Source organism: Paenibacillus sp. FSL R5-0766, from assembly GCF_037971845.1.
Classification (GTDB): Bacteria; Bacillota; Bacilli; order Paenibacillales; family Paenibacillaceae; genus Paenibacillus.
In genome coordinates this window covers 1277961-1299703 of sequence record NZ_CP150227.1, presented here as the reverse complement: position 1 = coordinate 1299703, position 21743 = coordinate 1277961, and the positions used below count along the sequence as shown (strand labels likewise).

At 47.3% G+C, this 21743-nt stretch carries 20 protein-coding genes; 6 read left to right on the top strand and 14 right to left on the bottom strand.

Annotation, left to right across the window (positions count from 1 at the left end; translation table 11 throughout):
• The first annotated feature begins 31 nt into the window (after positions 1–31).
• Positions 32–1093: a LacI family DNA-binding transcriptional regulator gene (locus MKY66_RS05755; RefSeq protein ID WP_076214476.1), complete on the top strand. Its 1062-nt coding sequence runs from the start codon at positions 32–34 to the stop codon at positions 1091–1093.
• A 235-nt stretch (positions 1094–1328) separates the two neighbouring features.
• On the opposite strand, the gene MKY66_RS05750 is transcribed toward MKY66_RS05755, so the two are convergent.
• The 3 genes from MKY66_RS05750 to MKY66_RS05740 form a co-directional block, all read right to left on the bottom strand.
• Positions 1329–2942: a hypothetical protein gene (locus MKY66_RS05750; protein ID WP_076214474.1), complete on the bottom strand. Its 1614-nt coding sequence runs from the start codon at positions 2940–2942 to the stop codon at positions 1329–1331.
• The gene (locus tag MKY66_RS05745) at positions 2920–3495 is read right to left on the bottom strand and encodes a sigma-70 family RNA polymerase sigma factor (RefSeq protein WP_062832928.1); all 576 of its coding nucleotides are present in this window, start codon (positions 3493–3495) and stop codon (positions 2920–2922) included. The genes MKY66_RS05750 and MKY66_RS05745 overlap by 23 nt, the downstream gene beginning before the upstream one ends.
• Positions 3496–3638: 143 nt before the next feature.
• Positions 3639–4154, bottom strand: coding sequence for a mismatch-specific DNA-glycosylase (locus tag MKY66_RS05740; protein ID WP_076214471.1), 516 nt, complete (start codon positions 4152–4154; stop codon positions 3639–3641).
• A gap of 121 nt (positions 4155–4275) precedes the next feature.
• On the opposite strand from MKY66_RS05740, the gene MKY66_RS05735 reads away from it, so the two are divergent.
• Positions 4276–5196, top strand: coding sequence for an AEC family transporter (locus tag MKY66_RS05735; RefSeq protein WP_076214468.1), 921 nt, complete (start codon positions 4276–4278; stop codon positions 5194–5196).
• A 60-nt stretch (positions 5197–5256) separates the two neighbouring features.
• Here the strand turns inward: MKY66_RS05735 and MKY66_RS05730 are convergent, their stop codons facing one another.
• Entirely contained in the window at positions 5257–5508 is a 252-nt protein-coding gene (locus MKY66_RS05730) for a hypothetical protein (protein ID WP_047841868.1), read from the bottom strand.
• Between the two features lie 277 nt (positions 5509–5785).
• Between MKY66_RS05730 and MKY66_RS05725 the strand changes: the two genes are divergently transcribed.
• Positions 5786–6178 (top strand): RidA family protein, encoded by a 393-nt coding sequence (locus MKY66_RS05725; RefSeq protein WP_076214465.1) that lies wholly within the window; start codon positions 5786–5788, stop codon positions 6176–6178.
• Positions 6179–6321: 143 nt separating this feature from the next.
• Here the strand turns inward: MKY66_RS05725 and MKY66_RS05720 are convergent, their stop codons facing one another.
• From MKY66_RS05720 to MKY66_RS05710, 3 genes are all read right to left on the bottom strand, one after another.
• Positions 6322–8931: a polynucleotide kinase-phosphatase gene (locus MKY66_RS05720; protein ID WP_076214645.1), complete on the bottom strand. Its 2610-nt coding sequence runs from the start codon at positions 8929–8931 to the stop codon at positions 6322–6324.
• A 65-nt stretch (positions 8932–8996) separates the two neighbouring features.
• Positions 8997–10481, bottom strand: coding sequence for a 3' terminal RNA ribose 2'-O-methyltransferase Hen1 (locus MKY66_RS05715; protein ID WP_076214463.1), 1485 nt, complete (start codon positions 10479–10481; stop codon positions 8997–8999).
• Positions 10482–10540: 59 nt separating this feature from the next.
• Positions 10541–11341, bottom strand: coding sequence for a nucleotidyltransferase domain-containing protein (locus MKY66_RS05710; protein ID WP_076214460.1), 801 nt, complete (start codon positions 11339–11341; stop codon positions 10541–10543).
• Positions 11342–11603: 262 nt separating this feature from the next.
• On the opposite strand from MKY66_RS05710, the gene MKY66_RS05705 reads away from it, so the two are divergent.
• On the top strand, positions 11604–12959 hold the full coding sequence (locus MKY66_RS05705) for a WYL domain-containing protein (protein ID WP_076214458.1): 1356 nt from the start codon (positions 11604–11606) through the stop codon (positions 12957–12959).
• The gene (locus tag MKY66_RS05700; protein WP_076214455.1) at positions 12907–13791 is read left to right on the top strand and encodes a WYL domain-containing protein; all 885 of its coding nucleotides are present in this window, start codon (positions 12907–12909) and stop codon (positions 13789–13791) included. Before MKY66_RS05705 ends, MKY66_RS05700 begins: the two co-directional genes overlap by 53 nt.
• A gap of 161 nt (positions 13792–13952) precedes the next feature.
• On the opposite strand, the gene MKY66_RS05695 is transcribed toward MKY66_RS05700, so the two are convergent.
• The 6 genes from MKY66_RS05695 to MKY66_RS05670 form a co-directional block, all read right to left on the bottom strand.
• On the bottom strand, positions 13953–14456 hold the full coding sequence (locus MKY66_RS05695; RefSeq protein WP_076214452.1) for a hypothetical protein: 504 nt from the start codon (positions 14454–14456) through the stop codon (positions 13953–13955).
• A 179-nt stretch (positions 14457–14635) separates the two neighbouring features.
• A complete protein-coding gene (locus tag MKY66_RS05690) occupies positions 14636–15376 on the bottom strand; it encodes a hypothetical protein (RefSeq protein ID WP_076214449.1) in 741 nt (246 codons plus the stop codon).
• Positions 15373–16071 (bottom strand): ABC transporter ATP-binding protein, encoded by a 699-nt coding sequence (locus MKY66_RS05685; protein ID WP_017690291.1) that lies wholly within the window; start codon positions 16069–16071, stop codon positions 15373–15375. The genes MKY66_RS05690 and MKY66_RS05685 overlap by 4 nt, the downstream gene beginning before the upstream one ends.
• Entirely contained in the window at positions 16064–16450 is a 387-nt protein-coding gene (locus MKY66_RS05680) for a GntR family transcriptional regulator (RefSeq protein ID WP_026081254.1), read from the bottom strand. Before MKY66_RS05680 ends, MKY66_RS05685 begins: the two co-directional genes overlap by 8 nt.
• 218 nt (positions 16451–16668) lie before the next feature.
• On the bottom strand, positions 16669–17535 hold the full coding sequence (locus MKY66_RS05675) for an aldo/keto reductase (protein WP_083657277.1): 867 nt from the start codon (positions 17533–17535) through the stop codon (positions 16669–16671).
• Positions 17536–17578: 43 nt separating this feature from the next.
• Positions 17579–18136 (bottom strand): STM3941 family protein, encoded by a 558-nt coding sequence (locus MKY66_RS05670; protein WP_076214447.1) that lies wholly within the window; start codon positions 18134–18136, stop codon positions 17579–17581.
• Positions 18137–18660: 524 nt separating this feature from the next.
• On the opposite strand from MKY66_RS05670, the gene MKY66_RS05665 reads away from it, so the two are divergent.
• Positions 18661–20670, top strand: coding sequence for a S9 family peptidase (locus tag MKY66_RS05665; protein WP_076214444.1), 2010 nt, complete (start codon positions 18661–18663; stop codon positions 20668–20670).
• A 132-nt stretch (positions 20671–20802) separates the two neighbouring features.
• Here MKY66_RS05665 and MKY66_RS05660 read toward each other — a convergent pair whose 3' ends face one another.
• Positions 20803–21495, bottom strand: a complete 693-nt coding sequence (locus MKY66_RS05660; protein ID WP_076214441.1) for a stalk domain-containing protein — start codon at positions 21493–21495, stop codon at positions 20803–20805.
• Between the last annotated feature and the right edge of the window lie 248 nt (positions 21496–21743).

Here is a 21743-nt window from a genome sequence, read left to right as displayed (position 1 = left end):
GAAGATGATCGTCAAATGAAGGAGTAATGATATGTCACGCAAAGTATCCATTCAGACGCTGGCTGACCAGCTCGGATTATCCAAATATGCCGTTTCCCGCGCACTCAGTGGCAAGACAGGCGTTAGTGAAGCAACACGTGCACGAGTACTTGAACTCGCTCGGGCTTTGGGATATCGCCAAAGTACCCCGGGGGCTACCAACAGTCCTACCGCCGCAAACCATACGGATCTGTCCGATCCCCCGTTTGTTCTCATATGCATGAATCAGCTCAACCGCGGTGAACCTCACTACTGGCAACGTGTTCTGTCAGGCATGATCTCCGCCTGTAATGAGCGTGGTTGGCATCATGCCATTGTATCTCCCTCACTCGGAGTGACGGACGAGAACACCTCTCCCGAAAAAGCTATTGCTCCTCACTTGGACTGGGAACGTTGTGCCGGGATTATTGTCATGGGGGCTTTCCCTCATACGGTTCTGCAACGACTCTCTCAGACGGGTCGGCCTATTATTCTCGTAGATCATCAGGAGCCATTGCTGAATTGTGATACGATCAGCCATGATAATCTGGAAGCTGGCATCACCGTGGCTAGATATCTAATGTCTATGAATTGCCGAAGGATCGGCCTCATCACAGATGATGGTCGTGCTGCGAGCTTCGCCCAGCGGAAGATCGGGATTGAGTTGGCTTTGAACCATTTCCATGTGGACACCAGTCATACGACCAGCTTCAGAGAATGGAACATTCCGTATGAGAACGGCGAATGGGTTAACCAATTGGCTACCACCATTCAAAACATGCCAGATGACAAACGTCCCGATGCCTGGATTGGTGTTAATGATGATATTGCTTTGCAATGGATGCACAAATTACAGGAGATGGGCATCTCCACGCCTAAAGATTGCCTTGTCATTGGTATCGACAATGTACATTCTGCCGTTACGTCCTCCCCACCACTGACCACGGTTAACCTGTGCAAAGAGGAGCTTGGACAGCGAGCCGTCGAGGCTTTGCAACGCCGGATTGAACGCCCGGGGACACCAAAAGAAACGGTTATGTTATCGACCACGTTGATTCCAAGGGAATCGGCATAATTCGGAAAGGGTACTGTTCTCTTCTGAAGATGAATTCGTTAGATACTTGCCTTCGCCGTAAATCTGGTAACATACAAAAGAGGCCCCACATACCATTATGCAGGGCCTTTTCGTATATTAGGCTTATATCCTTATATTCCTGTACATTTACACTTAAATCTACTGATCCATCCACCCATCCTTATACATCCATTCGAAGCTTCATTTACTTTATGTCTGAGAATTGCACTACTGGTTATTTCAGCCAAGGCAGGCTATCGTACGACGGAAGATCCACTTCCCAATTCACATCGCGATACTCTCTATTGACTACGGTTCTTTTCAAAGTGAATTTTGTACCCTTTTCTTCGTTAAACCCCCGAATTTTTAATTGCAGATCATCTTCAACGTATTCACCGTTATTATTAGGTTGATCTGGATAACCGTTCACTTCAACAGGATACTCTTTTCCATCCGAATCTACTGCAACCCAGCGATCACCCATGAAAGCATTTCGGAACGTCCCACTCCCCTTCAGAACTAGTGAATACCCTTCCTTTACATCAATCTTCGGAGGATCATACGATTCCATCAGTGGCTCGTACTCAAAATCATAGAATAATATTTTATCTCCAAGCTGTTCAAATTCTGCAAAAGTATAAAAATTCGTGTCCTTACGCCTCTTCTCCAGATCAACTTCCACTGATTTCTCTTCTTTCACCGGCAGGGTGTAACCATCCAGAACAAAGCGAATGTTCTTCGCATCTACCGTTACCAACGCAGGGTCCCATGTCTCTGACAACTTCAACGGCCCACCATTTCTTAAGTCACTCTGATCTTGGAGCTGGAACTTGGCTTGACGGGCATCTGGTCTTATTCCATTGAAAATTCGATATTCATTTGTTTCAGGAATCTCAAGATGGTAGATGATACTCATATAGCTCGCCCAATTCTCATCAACTTTGGCACGAAGTTCATCATCCAGACTCACATTCAGGTCAAGCCGGGTTCCGTTTGGCGTGCGTACAAGCTGTGTCATATCAAGCTTTAGTCCTTCTGGCGTCGTATATGTGTTATCCATAGAATTTTCAACAGCCAATGATTTGGCTTTGGTCATATCGATCTTGAATTTGAAGCTCCAATCCACCGTAACATCTCTATCTTCGTAGGATTTCTTCTCGTAATCATAATATCTGCCCACATTTAAATTACGCAGTTCACCCCGCACGACCACTTGATCCGGAATTTCATCATGAAACTGGAATAACAATCGTTCAGTTAGAGGGCCCTTTGTTCTTGCATCTCTTGCAAGAGTGGCAACCTGTCGCCCCTCTTCATCCGTAACATGAATTCTCCCCAAATCAGGCAGAAACCGTGATACCCCTAATCCATCAGGTGTTGTTTGTTGCATGGTCATTACCATATGAGATCGGTCTACAAGCACGTCTTCAATTTTAAGCGTGTAGCCCTGGTCATTGATATTGATATCCGGATTAACCACAAGTCCAAGAGGTTTAAGACGTTTATAATCATCCGCAAAATAGGAATATTTCAATGCTTCAGGCACAGGTATGTTAGGCAATGGCAGACGATCTACAGCATTTACCGCGGGTTGTGCTGGCTCTGCTGTTCGGTCAAAAGCAAACCAGGCCCCTCCGGCAAGTATTACAACTGCCGCTGCAGCAATTCCAGTCCGACGCATCCAATGCGCTCTCATGGATTTTTTCACGAATGGATACTGATCTTCTCCACTTTCCATAGACACGCCATCCAGCTTCTGCATGACCTTAAGCGTAAAATCTGCGTCCGGCTCCTCACGGTACAGGTGCTCCTCCCATAACCGATCTTCATCCCTTGAAATAGGCTTCATACGTAGCTAAACCTCCTTTGCGTTCCATTTGCTTCCTTAGCGTTTTTTTCCCGCGATAAAGGGCGTTACGCACTTTGGTTGAACTCATGCCTGTAATGTCTGCAATCTCTTCATAGCTCAACTCGTTTGTGTACTTCAGTAATAACACCAGGCGATATGATTCCGGTAACTGTTCTAGCTGTCGATATATTTCACGCTGCATCTCTTTATGCAGCACACGTTTTTCCGGTGTTTCATTACTGACAGGTTCGATCCCCTGATCGACCGGAGACATGACGGGTTTCTTTTCCCGTATAAAATCCCGCATCCGATTCACCGCAATGGTGTATACCCACGACGAGAAACTGCTTCCCTCCCGCCGCGATGGGAGATAACGATAGATGCGAATAAACGTATCCTGAGCGAGATCCTGTGCATCCGGATGACTCGCGCCCATTCCGCGCATGATGCCGTAGACTTTATTTTTATATCGATCCACAAGCACAGAGAACAACTGCTTATCCCCTGCAACAATGCGCTGAATAAGCTCCTCCTCCGGTATCTGTTGAGTCATGTAATCCCCCTTCTCTACAGCTTCCATGCATGGTTCTGTACTATATAGACGGAAGCCGTTCCCGAAACCTCTCACTTTATCCAAAAAAAAAGAATTCGCCCTTATCGGCGAAGCCGACTGGGTGAACTCTGCGTACTTGCCTCTTAATCTTCCCTGTTCTTCTCCGTGACAAAATCAGCAAGCTGGGAATAGATCGCCACAATCTCATCCATCGACATGCGCACGAGTCCACTGGACGAGGGAGCAACGAACTCCTGAATCTCCTTGACGACCGGGTCGTCTTGGAATCCCCATTGCACTTTGGCACGTTTGCTGTACTGGGTGTACACTCCTTTTCCGACAAAACAGGCGATGTCCGGTCGGTATTTCTCCAGCTTTTGCCGCAAAATCTGGCGTCCTTCTGCATACTCTTCCTTCGTAATATCTTCCATACCTCTGGTGGGCCGGGCCACGATATTTGTGAATCCGTACCCCAGCTTCAGCAACTCTCCATCCTCCTGTGCATCATATAAACGTGGGGTTAATCCCGAACGTTCAAGAATACGCCAGAACCGGTTTCCTTTGTAAGCATAATGATGGCCCGTCTCTCCAGACGTAATGCTCGGATTGAAACCAATAAACAATATCGATAAACCAACATCCAGATGATCTGGAATCATGATGGGAAGCCCCCTTATCTTTTTTAGCTAATTACATCTTTCGTGTGTGTATAAAATGATATAATAAGCAAAGCATTTTCGAAATCGGATTGAAATTTTCATGAAAAAGGAAGCTGAACTAATGATTGCAGACATCATGCTTGAAGTCGTCCTGCCCGTCTTTCTCTTGATCGCCGTCGGGTCCTGGATGCAAAAGGTGTTCAAGCTGGACTTGTACACACTCGCCAAAATCAATTTCTATTGTATTACCCCCGCAGCCGTCTTTATGAGCATGTACCACTCGGATATGTCCGGCGAACTGCTTGGGACCGTGACACTCTTTTACGCGATATATGTATTGATTCTCTATATTGTAGGTTCTGTATTTGCGCGCTCGCTTCGGATGAATAAAGGCATGAAGGCTGCTTTCAACAACAGTATTATGCTGGATAACGCAGGCAACTATGGTCTGCCCATCAATGCACTGGTATTCCGCGGCGATCCACTCGCCTCTTCCATTCAGGCACTGGTCATGTCTTTACAGGCATTACTGACATTCACCTATGGCGTGTTGTCCATTCAGGGCGCGAAGCTCAAAGGTAATTACCGTGCGGTGATTATTGGATTTCTTAAAATGCCCGTTCCATATGCGCTCTTGCTGGGGATTCTGTTCCACATGTGGAAGGTTCCCTTGCCTACGTTCCTGTCCATGCCGCTGACCTATGCGCAGCAAAGTATGGTCGCTGTGGCACTGTTGACACTCGGGGCACAGATTGTAAAATATCCAATTCAACTGTACCGTCTTGATGTGTATATTAGCACATTTTTGCGTCTCCTGATTGGCCCGGCTATCGGGATTTCGATCGTGCTACTGCTTGGGCTGGAAGGTATCGCTGCACAGGCACTCATTATCGCTTCCGGTATGCCGACGGGTGTCAACGCATCCATTCTCGCGGAAGAATACGATAACGAACCAGATTTTGCAGCCCAGACGGTGCTAATCTCAACGTTGCTTAACATCATTACAATAACGGCACTGATCTCTTATGCCAAAACGTTCTGAAATGAAAAATAAGTCCATGACCCATGAGCAAGGTTGTGGACTTATTTTGCGGTGCTGAAACTATGATTCAAACGTCGTTCGTTCCGGGAACTTGCCGCCTTCCCTGAATAAACATCGTACCAGTCGCTGCGCGGCTCGGTTAAAGAAAAAACTCGGGCTTACCCCATCCACCTGGACAGGTTCCAGTTCCCTCACACTTTCCTTGATCTTATTCATCTCAATGAGCCCCATCTTACGCTCATTCGGTCCGAAGCGATAAATAACCTTCTCATCGTCCTCCGTCTGTTTCACCAGAAGAATCACAGATGCCATACAGGTTACCCCCTATCGTTACGTTATGAGATTCCATTAATCACTTGCCTACTATAATTATTACCCAGATTCTAGTGGAAGGATATAGGACTTAAGTTAGTTATACCTAAATTAAATATCCTGATATAAAGATTCTCTGGAATGAGTCGTTAGGCTCACAAACACCGTGTTTACACTATCCTAATGGATAGTCACTGTCATGAAAGTGCGTACTGCCCAAGTCGTTTTTCTCCGTTTATACTAACCTTATCTTGAAATTCAAAGGAGAAGAACATATATGTCTACAGCTCAAATCTATAACCACGGTGTCCCGTGGGAAGAGGCATTCAGCGTTGCTCAGGGATACAGTGTTAACGGTACGATCTACATTGCAGGACAATTTTCGCATGATATGCAGGGAGACTTTATTGGTGTCGATGATATTGAAGCACAGGTTCGCCAGACATTGGATAACTTGGATCGCGTGCTCGCAGGATTTAACGTGACCAAGTCGAACATTGCTGAACTGGAGATTTTTTTGGTTCACCCGCAGGAGCATCTTGAGCCATGTGTTGCTGTGTATAAAGAGTACATTGGTACGCATCGTCCGGCTGTTACGATGGTTGGGACATCGGGTCTGGCCTTCCCTCATCAACTGATTGAGATTCGCGCCGTTGCTCATACCAACTGATCCAGATCATGTCAAAAGTTGCAGTGCCAATTAAAATGGCCTGATGAGGGTTCGCTTTAACGAAGTTCATATACAAAAAAAGAAGCAGGGCCGGATAAACTCCGAACCTGCTTCATCATTTATTATTCTTTTTCTTTAAAAATTTACAAACGCGGGTCTACTCGCTCTGATTCTAGCGAAAGCGTCGCCAGCACGCATTCATGAATTCGTTCCAATGGCTCTCTGCGTATAAAGCGCTCAATCCCCTCTATGCCCAAAGCACTCTCCATTAAGGCGTGACGTTCTTTTTTGGACGTTTTGCGTTTACGAAGTCGGGACAGATTCTCAGGTGCCAGGTAATCCATACCATAGATGATGTGCAAATATGCACGTCCTCGTACTTTTATCGCAGGCTGGATGATTTTGTTGTTATTCCAGGCGCGGAATGTTTCGGGTTTGATCACAATCCCCTCATGTCCTTCCGCCGTAATCTCATCCCACCAACGAATGACATCCGTTTCATCTGCCTCACTTGCGATCACGCGATATTCCGTCTCCATCATCAAGGTCGACATCCGGGCGAACTCACGGTTTTGTTCCATATGCCATTCATGTGTTTGCTCCCAAAATGCTCCCGTGCTATGTGCAAGTGTATGGAAAGGCGCAATCCGAATGTCCGCGATATCATCCACATCCCAGCAGTATTTCTGGAATACATCGCGGAACGTTTGGGAATTAGTGAGTTTACCTACTGTTTCCTGCAACCACTCCTCTACGTTACGACCTGCTGCTTGAGCTTCGCGCAGTTTGTCCAGTACCGTAGAGCGATCCATCATGGAGGCTTCAGCCACATGTGCATATTGTGAAGCAATCAGCTCACGCGCCTTTAGATTCCAAGGTACAATCTCCGCATCGAGCAGTACAAACTCTGTCTGATGACGCTCAAAATAACCGTCTACTGTCAAGTCCGCATGTAATCTGGAAAGCACATCTTGCTCTGTCGAAGGGTCAAAAAAGGATCGGCCCGTCCGGGTCACAATGTTCCCCAACATCGGCCTACCCACTCGCTGCACCGCAGCTTGCTCATCACGGAAAAGAAGCAAAATGGCCCGGCTGCCCATGTGTTTTTTCTCGGCAACCATACGGGTAACACCCTGTGAGCGATAATATTGGAACGCATCCTGTGGATGCTCCAGATATCCCTCTACAGAACATACACCTGGCGGAGGACTCATTGTAGGCGGGATGTAAATCAGTTCTTCCAGCGGTACAGTATAATGGGAAAACGTATCAATCGCCGTCTTCGCCACCTCACCGTGCACAGACACATCCAGTTTGGATGCTGTCTGAACCGTGAAACCCTCCTTGAACTTACGTATGTTGGGTGGAGCAAAACGCCGCTGTTCCCAGCGCTTTAATGGACTATCTGGATCTCCCGCATAATCCTGCTTCGCCGGAACGCTGACTGCCTCACGTTCTGGCATTCGCCAAGCAGTGAGCATGCCACCAAAAACGACACCTTGATCAATGTTGACCGTATCATTCACAATCGTAGGATATGGACGGGGATCATGTCCCCAGACGATGCATTCACCCGAATTGTGATCCACGTACCAATCCTTGCGCACAGGCCGCCCCTGCTCATCCGTGCCTTCCACATCGCCATATCGGCAGTAATCCTGAATGCGTTTGGACTGTTTTCCGATAAAATGATCTCGAATCCCTGCGTGTGCAACAACCACTTGTCTTACCCCGTTGCGGGAAAAGACCAGATGAGACGGTGCATCAAGCAGAAAGCTCCTTAGCTCTGCACGTACTCGCTTTGCTGTCTCTTGGCCTTGCTCCCGCTCAAACTGTAGCAGTTCCATCTCCACCCGTTCGTCACCATGACTCAACGTAACGTCTCGACCATCCAGATAACGCGCGATCTTCCAGCCGTGATTACTGTCAATCATGTAGGCAAGCTCGGCGGCACAATGTCGTTGCCAGAACAACAGACATTTTAACGATTCTGGCCCACGGCTCGTTACGTCACCAACGGAGATCAATTTGCGTCCTTCAGGGTGACGGTACAGACCAGTTCCATCCTCGTCCACATACCCGAGACGCACGATTAATTCCATCATTTCATCGTAACAACCATGAATATCTCCGATGATATCAATACCTGCACCCATGTCGGTCACCAGCGGATTGGATGTGCGGACAAATGTAATCTCATCCGGCTGCTTCAGCACATAGCTGGCATCGAAGCCATCCTCACGGATCGAGCGCAATGTGCGCTTGAACTGCTGCACCTGTTGTTTCACCCGTGGACGTCCACGCGGATACTCCCGCTGGGCATCACGTTCCAGCAGTTCTTTTTCCGGGATGTCCAGCACCACAGCAATTACAGGCACATGAGCTTTCCTTGCCACCTGAATCAGGCGCTCGCGATCCTCGGGATAGAGATGTGTCGCATCGACCCAGGTCAGCTTGTTCAGACGACAGCGGGTTGCGAGCATCGCTTCCATCGCTTCAAATGCTTTGGCCGATACTTGCTGATACTCCGCATAGATCACATTCGCTTCGCTGCGGGGACGTTGTTTCCAATCCACATACTCATCATCTCCAACCATCATGCGGAATTGATCGGATGAGACGGCTTCCGTGCGGCGAATGACACTTTCTGCAACGAGACGATCCAGAAGCGTACTTTTGCCACTGTTGGATGGGCCGACGAGAACGACAATGCCTGCATGGGGTAGACGAATCTCACGTTGTCTTTCCTCCATCCCATTTTTCCGATCCTGCTGTCCTCTGCCCACACCAACTGTTTCGCTAGAACCCGTTTTTCCACTCATGATAGACTCTCCTTTCTCCGTTCAAAAATGACCAGTTGGGTAGGTTGTCCATAGCCCTCTACATGCTCACCGATACCCTTAATTTCATAGCCATAGTTCCCGTGCTGCGTCCATTCCTCACACCGGGAAGCCAGCTCCGCACGAGTCCATTCAAAGCGATGATCATGGTGACGGAAACTTTCCTGCTCCATTGCATACACTTCGTTATATTCCTTGTTCGGCGTAGTGACTAGCAGCACTTCTGGCTGATATTCGTTCATGATTGTATCCATAATTCCGTTCAGACGATATTCCTCAATATGCTCAATCACTTCGCACAGAATCATAACGTCCTGGTTTTGCATCTGCTCGTCAAAATAAAACAATGAACCGATGATCGGCTCCGGCATAGCCACCACTCCAGAACGACCCTCGAGCTTCGCGAAGCGCTCCATGGCCCGAAGTCGTGACTGGCCCGAAGGTTCAACGGCCAGAATCGACTCCACACCGGGGATGTACGCCAATCGGGCAGATAGCTTGCCTTCCCCTGCTCCCATATCTACAATGCTCCGTTTCACTGGTAACGCTGCAACCACATCTGTGATTGCACGATAACGCAACTCGTTTAACCTCACAGGAGGTTCTGATTGGCTGCCATCGCTAACAGACTCGGACACACGTTGCTCTTGTTCTCCGTCTTCTCGATGTTCCACGTTAACCTCCTGAATAACCGCCTCCGAGGTGTGACCTATTCCTCTCTCCTGTCCAAAAGACGCAGACAAAGCACCCTCTTGACGCTCATACTGCCGAATCAGTTCGGCAAAACGTAGCGTACGCTTCACTATGAGTTCTTTCAGTGGATGAGCATCAAGCCACCCTTCACCATAACGTTTGATTTTATCGATCTCATCTTCACTGATGAAATAATGTTTGTAATTATCCAGCACTGGAATCAGCAGAAAGAGCTGACGTAGTGCATGTTGTACCGTGTTACGTCCACGCAGGATGATATGGCGAACTGTACTTTTATTTTTCAGATCAAATGAATACGATAGCTCTCCGCGCTCCACCGAAACTGCGTATCCTAATGGCGAGAATAATTCCTCCACAACCCGATCCGGCAGATCGGACGCCACCGGGCCAAAGGTCAGTTCCAACTCGAAACCATGCCCTACCCATTGCACATAGTCTTCCTTCGGCTTACCATTCAGGGCCGTCCCAAGCGCCGCACGTATGTAGGAGCAGAACAGACTGCTGGTCACGAACTCACGATCGTTAATATATTGCGTAATGTCATATCCATCAGGTGTTCCTCTGACCAGATCCACAGGATCAGGCTCGGCATGAATCAGCACTTCCGTTTCGTTCTCTGTAGCCGCAGTGTACACCATTCTTACACGCACACCTTTGTCTACGCGGTCATATATATTCAGCGGATTCTTCGCTAACAGATGGGATACAACCCCCGCGTCAGCGCCGCTTGTTTTCAAGATCAGATGCATCGTTTCTCCTCCTTCGGATCAATTCTATTCTCTTTCACGATTTCCGTTGTCATCAAGCCCTAATTAGTTCCCCATACCTCTTGCAATGCAAATCGAAAAATCCGGTCCAATTCTTCAATTTGAATAATTTGCTCATTCTCCATCTGGCCAGCCAGTCGTTCAAAATGCTCGATCTTCTCTGTCAAAAAAGCTTGTATTGCTGGCAACTGCGGCTCCAGATCCAGTTCCTCGCCCGCCCTTTTCCGGCGCAGCAATTCATGAATCTCCGTATATAGCGGTGTAGTCGCAGGTACAAGTTCTTGCACCAGCTCTTCAAATGCCATCGGTGGCATTGCATTATAACGTTCGATCCAGCCACAAGCGAGTAAGGGACGTAACACATAGAAGTACTTTTTGATCTTCACCCGCTCACCTTGTAAATAATCTCGGAAATTACCCTTCGCCATATTCAGATAATGATACATGCAGGACTTGGGCGAGAAGGTTAACGGCGACAGCGCACGGATATGCTGTGCCACGTTATACTGTTCATCATACTGAATGGGGGATTGCAGCCACTCCAATAACGGTGGATTGGATTTGCGAAACAGCTTCAACGCCTTGCGCAGATCCCAACCATTGATGTCGAGCTGATCACTGATTGGGCGTTCGATCACATCCCTTTTATCCTCAATCGACAAATACCATTCCAGCGGTCTCACATACAGAAAACGCACATCATAATCACTCTCCTGTGAAGGAAATCCCCACGCTCGACTGCCCGATTCACAGGCATAGATGATCCGTACCTGCTCCTCCTGTTCAATCTGCTTCAGCTGTTGTCCAATCGTATCTTTCATTTCTTCATGAACGTAGGTCATGTCAGTCGCCTCCTTTTAAAAAATTACATTATGTATCACAGATTCCTAATCCCTTCTCGCATTGTTCACCAGATCGATTAATCGTGTTTCCCTGCCTCGCTCATACCCTCATTATGACCCAAGCATGATACATACGAACATGGCAGAAGTATGGCGACGAATCACTTTCATCACTCATTAAATTATCGTTTACCTTCATAAGTTTAAATGAAACCTGCCGCTCATCCTGCTACAATGAAGGGATAACAAGGAGTGAATGTTCATGGCAAGAGAGAGTTTTGACAAAGAAATTCAGTTCTTACGCATGTTATCCCTAACAAGCGGTGCGTATAACCGCAAACAATATGCCGAGCGGCTTGGCATATCCGTACATACCTTTGATAAAACCAATCGCAGATTAAAAGAAATCATGCAGACCGTTGCCGACCAGCGCTCAGGTGCCGAAGCAAGCCGGGAAATAGCGGATCTCGTTCGCTTCCAGTATGGAGAGTCGGCTGAACCCATGCTGCTCTTCCTCTTCCGCGCCAAGTCGATGAAAGAGACTGAAGTTCAGCGGCTTTCTGTCCTTTTGCATACCTTACAACATAAAGCCTTAACCGCGATGGAACTGCTGGACGCCTGCTGTGCTGATCTGCCGGAAGATCTGGCGTTACCTGACGAGAAAACCATTCGCTCCGATCTAAAGTATCTGGAAGAGGTTGGGGTTATTCGAAAAGAGCCAGGTGGCAGACCATATCGCTATGCTTTACAACAGGATGTCCTTACCGAATTAACAGTGGAGGAACAGCTGGAGTTGTATGATTTTGTGGATATGATGGCAAACACTCAGGTACCGTCCGTACAGGGATATTTATTGCGGGATAGTCTGAAAAAAGCCATTACGGCAAGTTTCCCGCAAGAAGAAGTTACCGAGCCCTATATCTATAAGTATCACTATTATTCTCGTATCCTGGACGAAGCTCATCTCTACACGCTGCTTAGTGCGATTCGTCAGCGTAAACGTGTGCAGTTCCTATACTATTCACCGAAAAAACCATCCAGCTACAGTTCACAGAATACGAATCCACGCTTTGAACGGGAAGCAGGCGGACGATCCAACCGGATCGTGCCCCTTGAAGTGATTTATGACCATCAGTATGGTCGTTGGTATGTAATTGGATATCAGGGCCGCCGCGGCTTTGTAAAATTCCGCATGGAAGGCATAACCCAACTTGAGGAACAGGATTCAGTAGAAGAGCAATACATGCTCGAACTGAAGCAGCAGTGGACCGACATTAGTCGCTACAGTTGGCTCGTGGATACGGGAAATACCGTGACGGTTCAAGCTCGCTTTTTCCACCCGGAGCGTGGTCAGCGCAACTTCATTCTGGATCGGGTTCGTCTGCAAGGTCAATGGGGCAAAATTATACCCGAAACGGATCATACCTTTCTCTACGAAATTCAGGTCAACGGTACCACCGAGATCAAACCATGGTTACGGAGTTTTGGCTCAAGCTGCGAAGTAATCGCACCCCATAGACTACGCCAGGAGATGATTAAGGAATGGAAGGAGATTGCGGAATATTATGAACCTGTTCGAGAAGATGTTCAATTACCAGATGATGACGCGATTGAATGAAACCGGACTATTCACCTGGACCTCTCAGGAACGGGCCTGGCTTCGCATGATGCTGAATCACCCTGCTGCGAGAGAAGCGCTGAGCCCTGTTACATTGGATAAAATGTACAAAATGCTGAATGGTGAGCAGGACCTGAACCTTCAAGATTACCTGACTGAAAAAGCCAAAAGCCAAGAAAACAATGTCTCTCACCCACTTCTTCGACAGTTACGACTAATCATTCTTCATCATCAGGGATTTCGCATGACAGGTCGCGTCCGCAATGGACGCACGAGCCATGATGAATTTGGCTTCCCGTATAAACTGGAGTATTCCATGGTCAAAAAAGAATGGTACGTGCTCTGGTATGCGCCTCGCTTCGACAAACTAATGTCAACCAAGCTGCACAGCATCGTTACCGTGGAAGCCCAACCGGTTGAACCGGATACCGCTTCGGGTTACACTGCCCGAATTGCTGCGATAACGGAGAAGCGCAAAACGACCATCACCATCGAGGTACTGCCCGAGTTCAATCAGGAGCTGTCCCGAATCCTCTATGCATTCTCCTGCTTTGAGAAACAGGTCGAGTACCTGGAAGCCAAGCAGACATATCGGATCGAGCTGACCGTTCCGCGCAATGAGATGGATTACGTCTTATCCAAAATGCGTTTTCTCGGCAAACGGGTTCGCATCGCTGACCACACAGTGCTACGGGAGCGGATGTCCGAAACAGCTGCGAAGGCACTGACACGTTATGCGGAAAAAGATCCTGATACGCACTCCGAATGCTCCAATGAAGTTCAGCACCGCCAACGTGAGGAAGGCTCCCTTGCGAAAGCCGATGGTCAATGATTTTGTAAGATTGGGTTAACCATAACTATTGCTCAAAAGACAAATCCATATCCATATACGAAAAAAGGTCTGGATCATCTCATCCAAACCTTTTATTGCGATACTTGCTTGCTCGTAAAAAGTCATAAACTTATCAGCGGAAGTAACTCTATTCGTTCCACTTACGTCGCTCCGCCACTGCTGGCAGCCGAGTTCCGTCTTTTATTAATCGCGTGCACGCCCATGACCACTGCAATTAATTCATACGTGTCCAGTTGTTCCGACTGGTTATCTAATACAAATGCCCCTGAACTAAACCAGCCGCTGGTACGGCGGAAGCTTGCCACGATGCGGCCACCACTGCCACTTATATCATATTCCTGCGAAAATGCTGGAGCAGACACATCATATGTACCGCGTGATCCTGCGTCATATTCATACTTTTTACTAAAAAAACTGAATCTCGCCCGCAACACACCCAGATGTCTCCCATCTGTTGCAGTGATATCCCAACGATTGGTTAACATGCGGAATTTACCGCTGCAGACTAATCCTGAGTTATCTGATACATCGAGTGAAGAACCAAAGACACTTTTCAAATCCAGATGCCCAGCCTGTTCCTGATTCGGATTCATAATCTCGGTGTAACCTGCGTTAAAAAAGTTATCCCTGAAGTATAATTCCATAACACTTTCTCCTTTCCCTTACAGATCCTTTTGTTCTCTTTAACCTAATCTCGCATCGAGCACACAATATATCTATATTTACGTATCATTAATGGGATTCGATTCAAAAAGTGGATTATTACTGGATGCAAAAAACGAGCAACCCTGGTTGCTCGCATCACGTTCAAGTTATCCTGTTATCAGACTTCGACTTTTTTGTTGTTCAGGTAAATGGTAGCCCACACCAGGATGACCGCCACAATAACTTCAAATACAATGCTTCCCCACATGCCGTCCGACCATAATACGCCATTGGCTGTGATCGAGATCCCTGTACTTTCTTCCGTATACCGGAACATTTCATTTGGACTAAAACGTCCTGTCGTAATGATATTCTCCAACCAGCCAAGCAGATTAACGAGGACCAAGAATGCAACGATTCCGATCCATGGCCCAGTTCTCCAACGGAAGCTGCCTGCAATCGAGATCGAAAGGAAAATGATAACGGTCATGAATACCATAACCCATGCGCTAAACAGCAACAAACTAATATAGTCCGAAACATGCAGACCCGAAAGATCAATATTGGTAGCCATGTTCATTCGTAGCTTCATTGAGATATAGATGTAGGCATGAGTCGCGAATATAATGACTAACCCCAACCCGCAAAGTAGTCCAAAGATCAAAGGAGACAACACATGTGATAGGCCCGTTACGGGTAACAGACGGCGATTATAAGAGCGGATATTGGACGTGTATGTTTTGATCATTTTCACATAAATAGCCACACCAACTCCAACATAACCCATAATGCCAAGCACAATCCCTGTGACCTCAGACACGAAAAGGGAAAGCCCCACTTGAGCGATAATCAAAATAACTAGCCCAGCCAGCAGTGTATTCCAGTTCCTTCTAAAGTCATACTTCAATAATGTCATCATTCCGCATAGACCTCCTTGAACATCTCATCCACACTTTTCCCATATTTCAGACGGAGCGTTTCCACTTCTTCCCGCATCACCAACTCACCCTCGCGAATAAAGACAACTTCATCAAAAATCCGTTCGATATCATTCACAAGATGCGTGGAGATGATCAGACTGCTGTCTTCATCATAGAATTTGACGATCGCATCCAGAATCTTGCCACGCGCAACCGGGTCAACTCCACCGATAGGTTCATCCAGCAAATACAGACGAGCCTTACGAGAAAGTGCCAGTGTTAGTTGTAGTCGTTCATTCATGCCTTTAGACAGATGCCGTACCCGGTCACTCTCGACAAGGTTCATAAAGTCCAGCATCTCCCGTGCCTTCTCTTCATCAAAATCAGCATAGAAATCGCGATAGTATGCAATCGCATCCCGCACTCTCATCCACTTCTCGGTTAATGGGCGATCCGGCATGAACGAAACCAGCGCCTTCGTCTCCAGCCCAACAGGCTTACCTGTGACTTGAATCGTTCCGCTGCTCGGATGCAACAAACCTGCAACCAGCTTCATGAGCGTACTTTTTCCACTACCGTTGCTACCCAGCAGACCTACGATTCGTCCTGGAGCAATATCCAATGTAATATTACTGAGCGCTTTCTTATTGCCATATGTTTTATTGATCTGGTTCAGTTCAAGGATGTTACTCATGCGTTGTTCCTCCCTTTCCTTCCGCAACAGCATCGGCTACGATGGATAAGATGTCCTGCTCTTCGATCCCCAGTTCCTGCATTCCGGTCAGAAAGCGTTCCAGCAATTCACCGGCCATCTCTTTTTTGATCGTCATAATCTTCCGCTCCTCACTGGTTACGTATCTGCCCAAGCCCCGTTTGGTTTCAACCACTTCTTCCCGCTCAAGCTCCTGAAATGTCCGTTGTACTGTATTGGGATTGATCTGTAGTTCAGCCGCCAGTTCACGAACCGAAGGTATTTTGTCACCTGCCTGAAGTGTCCCGGTTACAATCTGTCTTTTGATATACTGCATGATCTGCAGATAGATTGGTAAATTGTTATCAAATTCCATAGTCACAAAGCTCTCGCTCCTCTCTGTACTGGTGTGTTAGTTACATAGTACACTAGTGAAATAGTGTTGTAAAGCCCATTTGTTAAAACCTATTTTCGCTTTGGTCCTGCGGAAGCTTCGGTTATCTGTTTATGGGAGCAGGTCTGTATAGATACATGGACACAAAAAAGAGCAGATCGGGTAGATCTGCTCCGCATGACTTATTAATCGTATTTTCATCTATTTCACACGATATCTAGAGGTACTTTGCCTTCAGGCGCAGGGAATGCCTTATCCAAACGGGTGAGTTCCTCTTGTGTCAAAACGATATTCACTGCTGCTGCATTGTCTGCTACATGATTCAGCTGTACCGCCTTGGGAATCGCCAGCACATCTCCATCCCTGATCACCCAGGCTAATGCGATCTGCGAAGTCGTAACTCCTCGACCCTGTGCAATCTCCTGAATGACGGGATGCTCCAACAATTCACTTCGAAGTCTGCCACCCTGAGCCAGGGGACAATACGCCATTACAGGAACGCTCCGTTCCCGCATCCAGGGAAGCAGATCATGTTCAATACCACGCGAAGCTGCATGGTAGAGCACCTGGTTCACCATGCACTTAGCCCCCTCCGGCAGACTCCATAACTCCTGCATATCCCTTGTATCCAGATTTGATACACCCCAGCGAATGATTTTACCGGATTGCTTCAATTGTTCCAAAGCCTCAACCGTCTCTTCGAGCGGTACTCCTCCACGCCAGTGAAGCAAATACAGATCCAGACGATCTGTACCAAGACGCGTGAGACTACGCTCACAAGCCGTAATCATCTGCTTGCGATCCGCATGATGGGGATATACTTTGGATACGAGAAAAACTTCATCACGATGGCCCGAGATGGCCTTTCCCGTAACAACTTCTGCCCCACCTTCTGCATACATCTCCGCCGTATCAATCACGGTCATTCCCTGTTCAATACCGGAACGAAGTGCTCGTACTTCTTCTTCTTGGCTAGATTGCTTCTCTCCCATGTTCCATGTGCCTTGTCCTATCGCAGGCAGGGCAGTTCCATCCGGAAGTAGAATCGTGCGTGTTGCATCACCATGCATCATCTCTATTCCTCCATTCTGAAGACTTATGGACGTTCTGACCTCTCTAACGACGATTATACGAATCATACATCATGTTATCACTCACATGTCTCCAGTGGCTCATCATCATGATATACAATTGATCCAGTGGCACTGTGAGGCTACTTTGGGCAACGCTGATGGTCGCATCGACCATATTGCTGTTGAACGTCATCAATTTACGTTTCATCCCGTTCTGGCGATCCAGAAAGGCTTTCTCGTCCCGCAATTTGACCCCGATCATTTTCTGTCCCATTAATTCATACATAAAAATATTCTCAACGTCTTTCCAGGCCACGGCTCCTCCTGCAGTATAAGAAGATGCATCCACAAACCCATCCTCATCGATTACAAAAGAAGGTTCCTTCTTAATCATCTTTACCAGACTGTAGCAGAAACATAGCCCAAAAAACAAAATGGAAAGAAGTCCAATCACATCCGAAAGGATGGAATCATTCGTAACTGAAGAACTATCAAAAATCAAAAAAAATCCGGCTGCCACAAAGAGTGCCGCCCCTGCCGTAAGCCACGCCATTCGTTTCCGGCTTGGATATTCCACATGCTGCTCATAGGATGTGCTCAACGTGACGTTCCTCCTCCATTGTGACTGAATCATACAAGTTCTATATAAACGAATGGCTATGAACCAAATAGCTGAATGTAGAACAGGAATTGCATTGTACATTAAACCAAATTCACCAATGTTAAACATTAAAATTAGACCGTTTTTCGTCATTTCTGCGCTTATTCAACATTAGGATTCGTCATCCTTCGAGCAAATCCTTTTAACACACCTATATGAATTGAACTAAAGAATGTTTACACTTGCCACTCCGATGACAGAACAACCTTCCGATCGCTGTTATCCCCAGATTTTTCGATTCCACTTTTTCAAAGTGAAAATCCGGGGATAAAGGCGAACGCTCCGCTTCTTCAGGTTATTTCTGTCCTCTACGTTACGTGCAAATATTTTATTCAATGAATATACATTGTTAAATGTCTTGCCACTCCTTCATTACCCTTATTGTCCTGTCCCTAGCTTTCCGTTAATATAAATGGAAAGGTTAGGAAATTAACCAATTCTAATTCATGGTGGGAGGAAAAACAATGATGAGTCAGCGCGGCATAACATCGGAAGATCTTTATCAGATTACATGGGTTAATGATCCAACTCCGTCCCCTCAAGGCGGACAACTGGTATATGTAAGCCGGAAAACGAATGAAGCACGTGACGGTTATTGTTCTCACCTGAGATTGCTGCATCTGGGGAGTCAAAAGGACAGGCCCTTTACCTCTGGTGAGAAGGATCATTCCCCAGCCTGGTCGCCCGATGGGTCTCAGTTGGCCTTTTTAAGAGAGGTTGATGGGAAATCCCAAGTGTGGATTATCGCATCAGATGGCGGAGAAGCACAGCAAATCAGTCACCTGAAACATGGCGTCAGTTCCCTGCTCTGGTCACCGGATGGTCATACTTTGCTTGTGAAATCATCCGTGGATATGAGCGGAGATGAGGAATCAGAACCTACAGATCCTATAGACGATAAACCCAAACTGCTGCAAGAACATGTCGTAGACCGGATTCGCATGAAATCAGATGCCAGCGGATTATGGAACGGTAGACGTTCCCACCTCTTCGCTCTCGCACCGATCGATGTGGAACCACTCCCTGTAACTACAGGTCATTATGACGTTGGAGACTACGCTTGGTCACCGGACGGAAGATCCATTGCATGGATTGCCCAGCTGCCCGAAGATGGCGAGGATCATAACGATTACACTCTAACCAATCATGTGTACCTTGCCAAGGCAGACGGATCGGATGTGCAGCAGTTGACCCCGGAAGGATATACGTTCAGCCGGCTGGCCTTTGCACCGGATGGACAATCCATTGCACTGCTCGCCAGTGACCGTTCCTATGGAAATGCCACGCTTGTGAAGTTATACAACCTTCCAATATCAGGTGGTGAACTCGTATGTCTGAGCACCGATTGGGACGTACAGTTGAATCACAGCATTGTTGGCGACATGCGATCACATCTGACAACCACGGGGCCTGTATTCAGTCGGGATGGTTCCTCCATCCTGTGTCTAGCAACCATACATGGCAGTGTCCGCATTGCCAAATTCGCACGAGACGGCAGCAGTGCCGACTATATATGGCCTGACGAACGTGAGATTTATCAATTTGCCGAGTTGGAAAACGGGCAGATCGTGGCCGCTGTTGCCGACACACGAAATCCTGGCGATCTCTATATGTATGAACAACCGGAAAATCCCGGTGTAGAGCCGGTTCGGCTCACCCGCAGCAATCCACAGCTTGAGGATGAGATCCATCTCAGTACGCCAGAGACCTTCTGGTTTAATTCCTCGGATGGCCTGCGGTTGCAAGGATGGATCATGAAACCTCATGGCATGGTCGACGGGGTCAAAATCCCGACCATTCTGGAGATTCATGGCGGTCCACACATGATGTATGGTTTTACATTTATGCACGAGTTCCAGATTCTCGCCGCACAAGGCTACGCTGTTATATATATCAATCCACGCGGTGGCCTCGGATACGGGCAGCAGTTTGTAGACGCATGTCGCGGAGATTACGGTGGTGGCGATTATCGCGATCTCATGGAGAGTGTGGATTATGCCCTGTCCCAATATGCGTTTATCGATGAATCCAGACTGGGCGTAACCGGAGGCAGTTATGGCGGATTCATGACCAACTGGATTGTTGGACACACGGACCGCTTTAAGGCCGCTGTTACCCAGCGTTCCATATCCAACTGGCTATCTTTCTACGGCGTAAGTGACATTGGATATTTCTTCACGGAAGACCAGATTGGCGGTAACGCGTGGGATGACACGGAAAAACTGTGGAAACATTCCCCGCTCGCTTATGTCGGTAACGTGAACACCCCGCTGCTCATTTTGCACGGCGAACAGGACCTGCGATGTCCAATTGAACAGGCCGAGCAGTTGTTCATTGCGTTGAAACGGCGCAAACAGACCACAAGGCTTGTTCGTTTCCCAGGTGCCAACCATGAGTTGTCCCGTGGAGGTCACCCTCACTTGAGGGTACGCCGTTTGGAGCATATTGCCGGATGGTTTAACGAGTACCTGTAACGGACTATTAATTAGACTATTAATTTTCAGAGTATAGAACCAAATATGGATTCAACCCTAAAAGCCGCCCAATGAAATCGGTTATGATTTCCACGGGCGGCTTTTGCTGTTCACCTTTTATAGAAGGAAAGATTACTCTTCGCCCCAAACTACGGTGATTTCATTCAGATCCTTGTTGGTTGCAGATACCGAACCTGTGATGGTTACGGCATATTTGCCATCTTCACGACCCACGATGCTGAAGCCGTCTGCCTGGATATCCTGAGTGTTCTCACTCAGATTTTTGGTCTGGTAGTAGTCTTTGTAGGATGTTCCAACGGTTAGCAACGTTTCTTTGGTTGTGTATGTGAGCACTACTTTTTTATTGTCGCCGTCTACATTGCTCTCAATGAGGCTGGTTGCCTTCGCATCCTTCGGTAATGGGAAATCTGCTGGCAGATACTTGGACTTCACGCCTGCAGCCTGTGTGTTAGTACCTGTTGAGGGTGATGTTGATCCGCTGTTGCCTGTGGATGTGGACCCACCGGAGGAGCTTGAGGAGCCGATGCTTACTTTATTGTTTTGGGAATCATACTTCACTTCGGTCTTCAACGCATCGGCAATCGAACGAACAGGGAGATATGTACTGCCCTGATATGTAATTGGCGCAAGCTTTTTGCCCTGATCACCTGTCGGTGTAAATTTCTGTCCGTTCACTTCGATGGCGAGCCCATGGTTCAGATAAGCTTTGATTGTCTCCAGTTGTGTACCTGCATATACACCTGCCGATCCGGTTAACACCATGCCAAACACACCCGCAGCAACCAACCACTTTTTGCTTTTCATCCCTAAACGCCTCCTGAGTTCAAATGTCAGCCTTATGCATAATACGATTCAAGACGATCGCTCGATGTACGCGAAAGACTCATGTAGTTATGCTCATCATGTATGGGTACGAGCTTATTCGGATAACAACCCGTTGTTCCACCAAATGTTAGCAATATAATAGCATCTGACAAGAGGTTGTAAACGATAAATGGACAAAACAGGACCAAGGGCGTACAAAAATAGTCTTTGTCGTATGCCCGCTGTTC

Coding starts and splice junctions, on each gene's coding strand:
- MKY66_RS05755 (WP_076214476.1), top strand. CDS start 32: ATGTCACGCAAAGTATCCATTCAGACGCTGGCTGACCAGCTCGGATTA.
- MKY66_RS05750 (WP_076214474.1), bottom strand. CDS start 2,942: ATGAAGCCTATTTCAAGGGATGAAGATCGGTTATGGGAGGAGCACCTG.
- MKY66_RS05745 (WP_062832928.1), bottom strand. CDS start 3,495: ATGACTCAACAGATACCGGAGGAGGAGCTTATTCAGCGCATTGTTGCA.
- MKY66_RS05740 (WP_076214471.1), bottom strand. CDS start 4,154: ATGATTCCAGATCATCTGGATGTTGGTTTATCGATATTGTTTATTGGT.
- MKY66_RS05735 (WP_076214468.1), top strand. CDS start 4,276: ATGATTGCAGACATCATGCTTGAAGTCGTCCTGCCCGTCTTTCTCTTG.
- MKY66_RS05730 (WP_047841868.1), bottom strand. CDS start 5,508: ATGGCATCTGTGATTCTTCTGGTGAAACAGACGGAGGACGATGAGAAG.
- MKY66_RS05725 (WP_076214465.1), top strand. CDS start 5,786: ATGTCTACAGCTCAAATCTATAACCACGGTGTCCCGTGGGAAGAGGCA.
- MKY66_RS05720 (WP_076214645.1), bottom strand. CDS start 8,931: ATGGAGGAAAGACAACGTGAGATTCGTCTACCCCATGCAGGCATTGTC.
- MKY66_RS05715 (WP_076214463.1), bottom strand. CDS start 10,481: ATGCATCTGATCTTGAAAACAAGCGGCGCTGACGCGGGGGTTGTATCC.
- MKY66_RS05710 (WP_076214460.1), bottom strand. CDS start 11,341: ATGACCTACGTTCATGAAGAAATGAAAGATACGATTGGACAACAGCTG.
- MKY66_RS05705 (WP_076214458.1), top strand. CDS start 11,604: ATGGCAAGAGAGAGTTTTGACAAAGAAATTCAGTTCTTACGCATGTTA.
- MKY66_RS05700 (WP_076214455.1), top strand. CDS start 12,907: ATGAACCTGTTCGAGAAGATGTTCAATTACCAGATGATGACGCGATTG.
- MKY66_RS05695 (WP_076214452.1), bottom strand. CDS start 14,456: ATGGAATTATACTTCAGGGATAACTTTTTTAACGCAGGTTACACCGAG.
- MKY66_RS05690 (WP_076214449.1), bottom strand. CDS start 15,376: ATGATGACATTATTGAAGTATGACTTTAGAAGGAACTGGAATACACTG.
- MKY66_RS05685 (WP_017690291.1), bottom strand. CDS start 16,071: ATGAGTAACATCCTTGAACTGAACCAGATCAATAAAACATATGGCAAT.
- MKY66_RS05675 (WP_083657277.1), bottom strand. CDS start 17,535: ATGATGCATGGTGATGCAACACGCACGATTCTACTTCCGGATGGAACT.
- MKY66_RS05665 (WP_076214444.1), top strand. CDS start 18,661: ATGATGAGTCAGCGCGGCATAACATCGGAAGATCTTTATCAGATTACA.
- MKY66_RS05660 (WP_076214441.1), bottom strand. CDS start 21,495: ATGAAAAGCAAAAAGTGGTTGGTTGCTGCGGGTGTGTTTGGCATGGTG.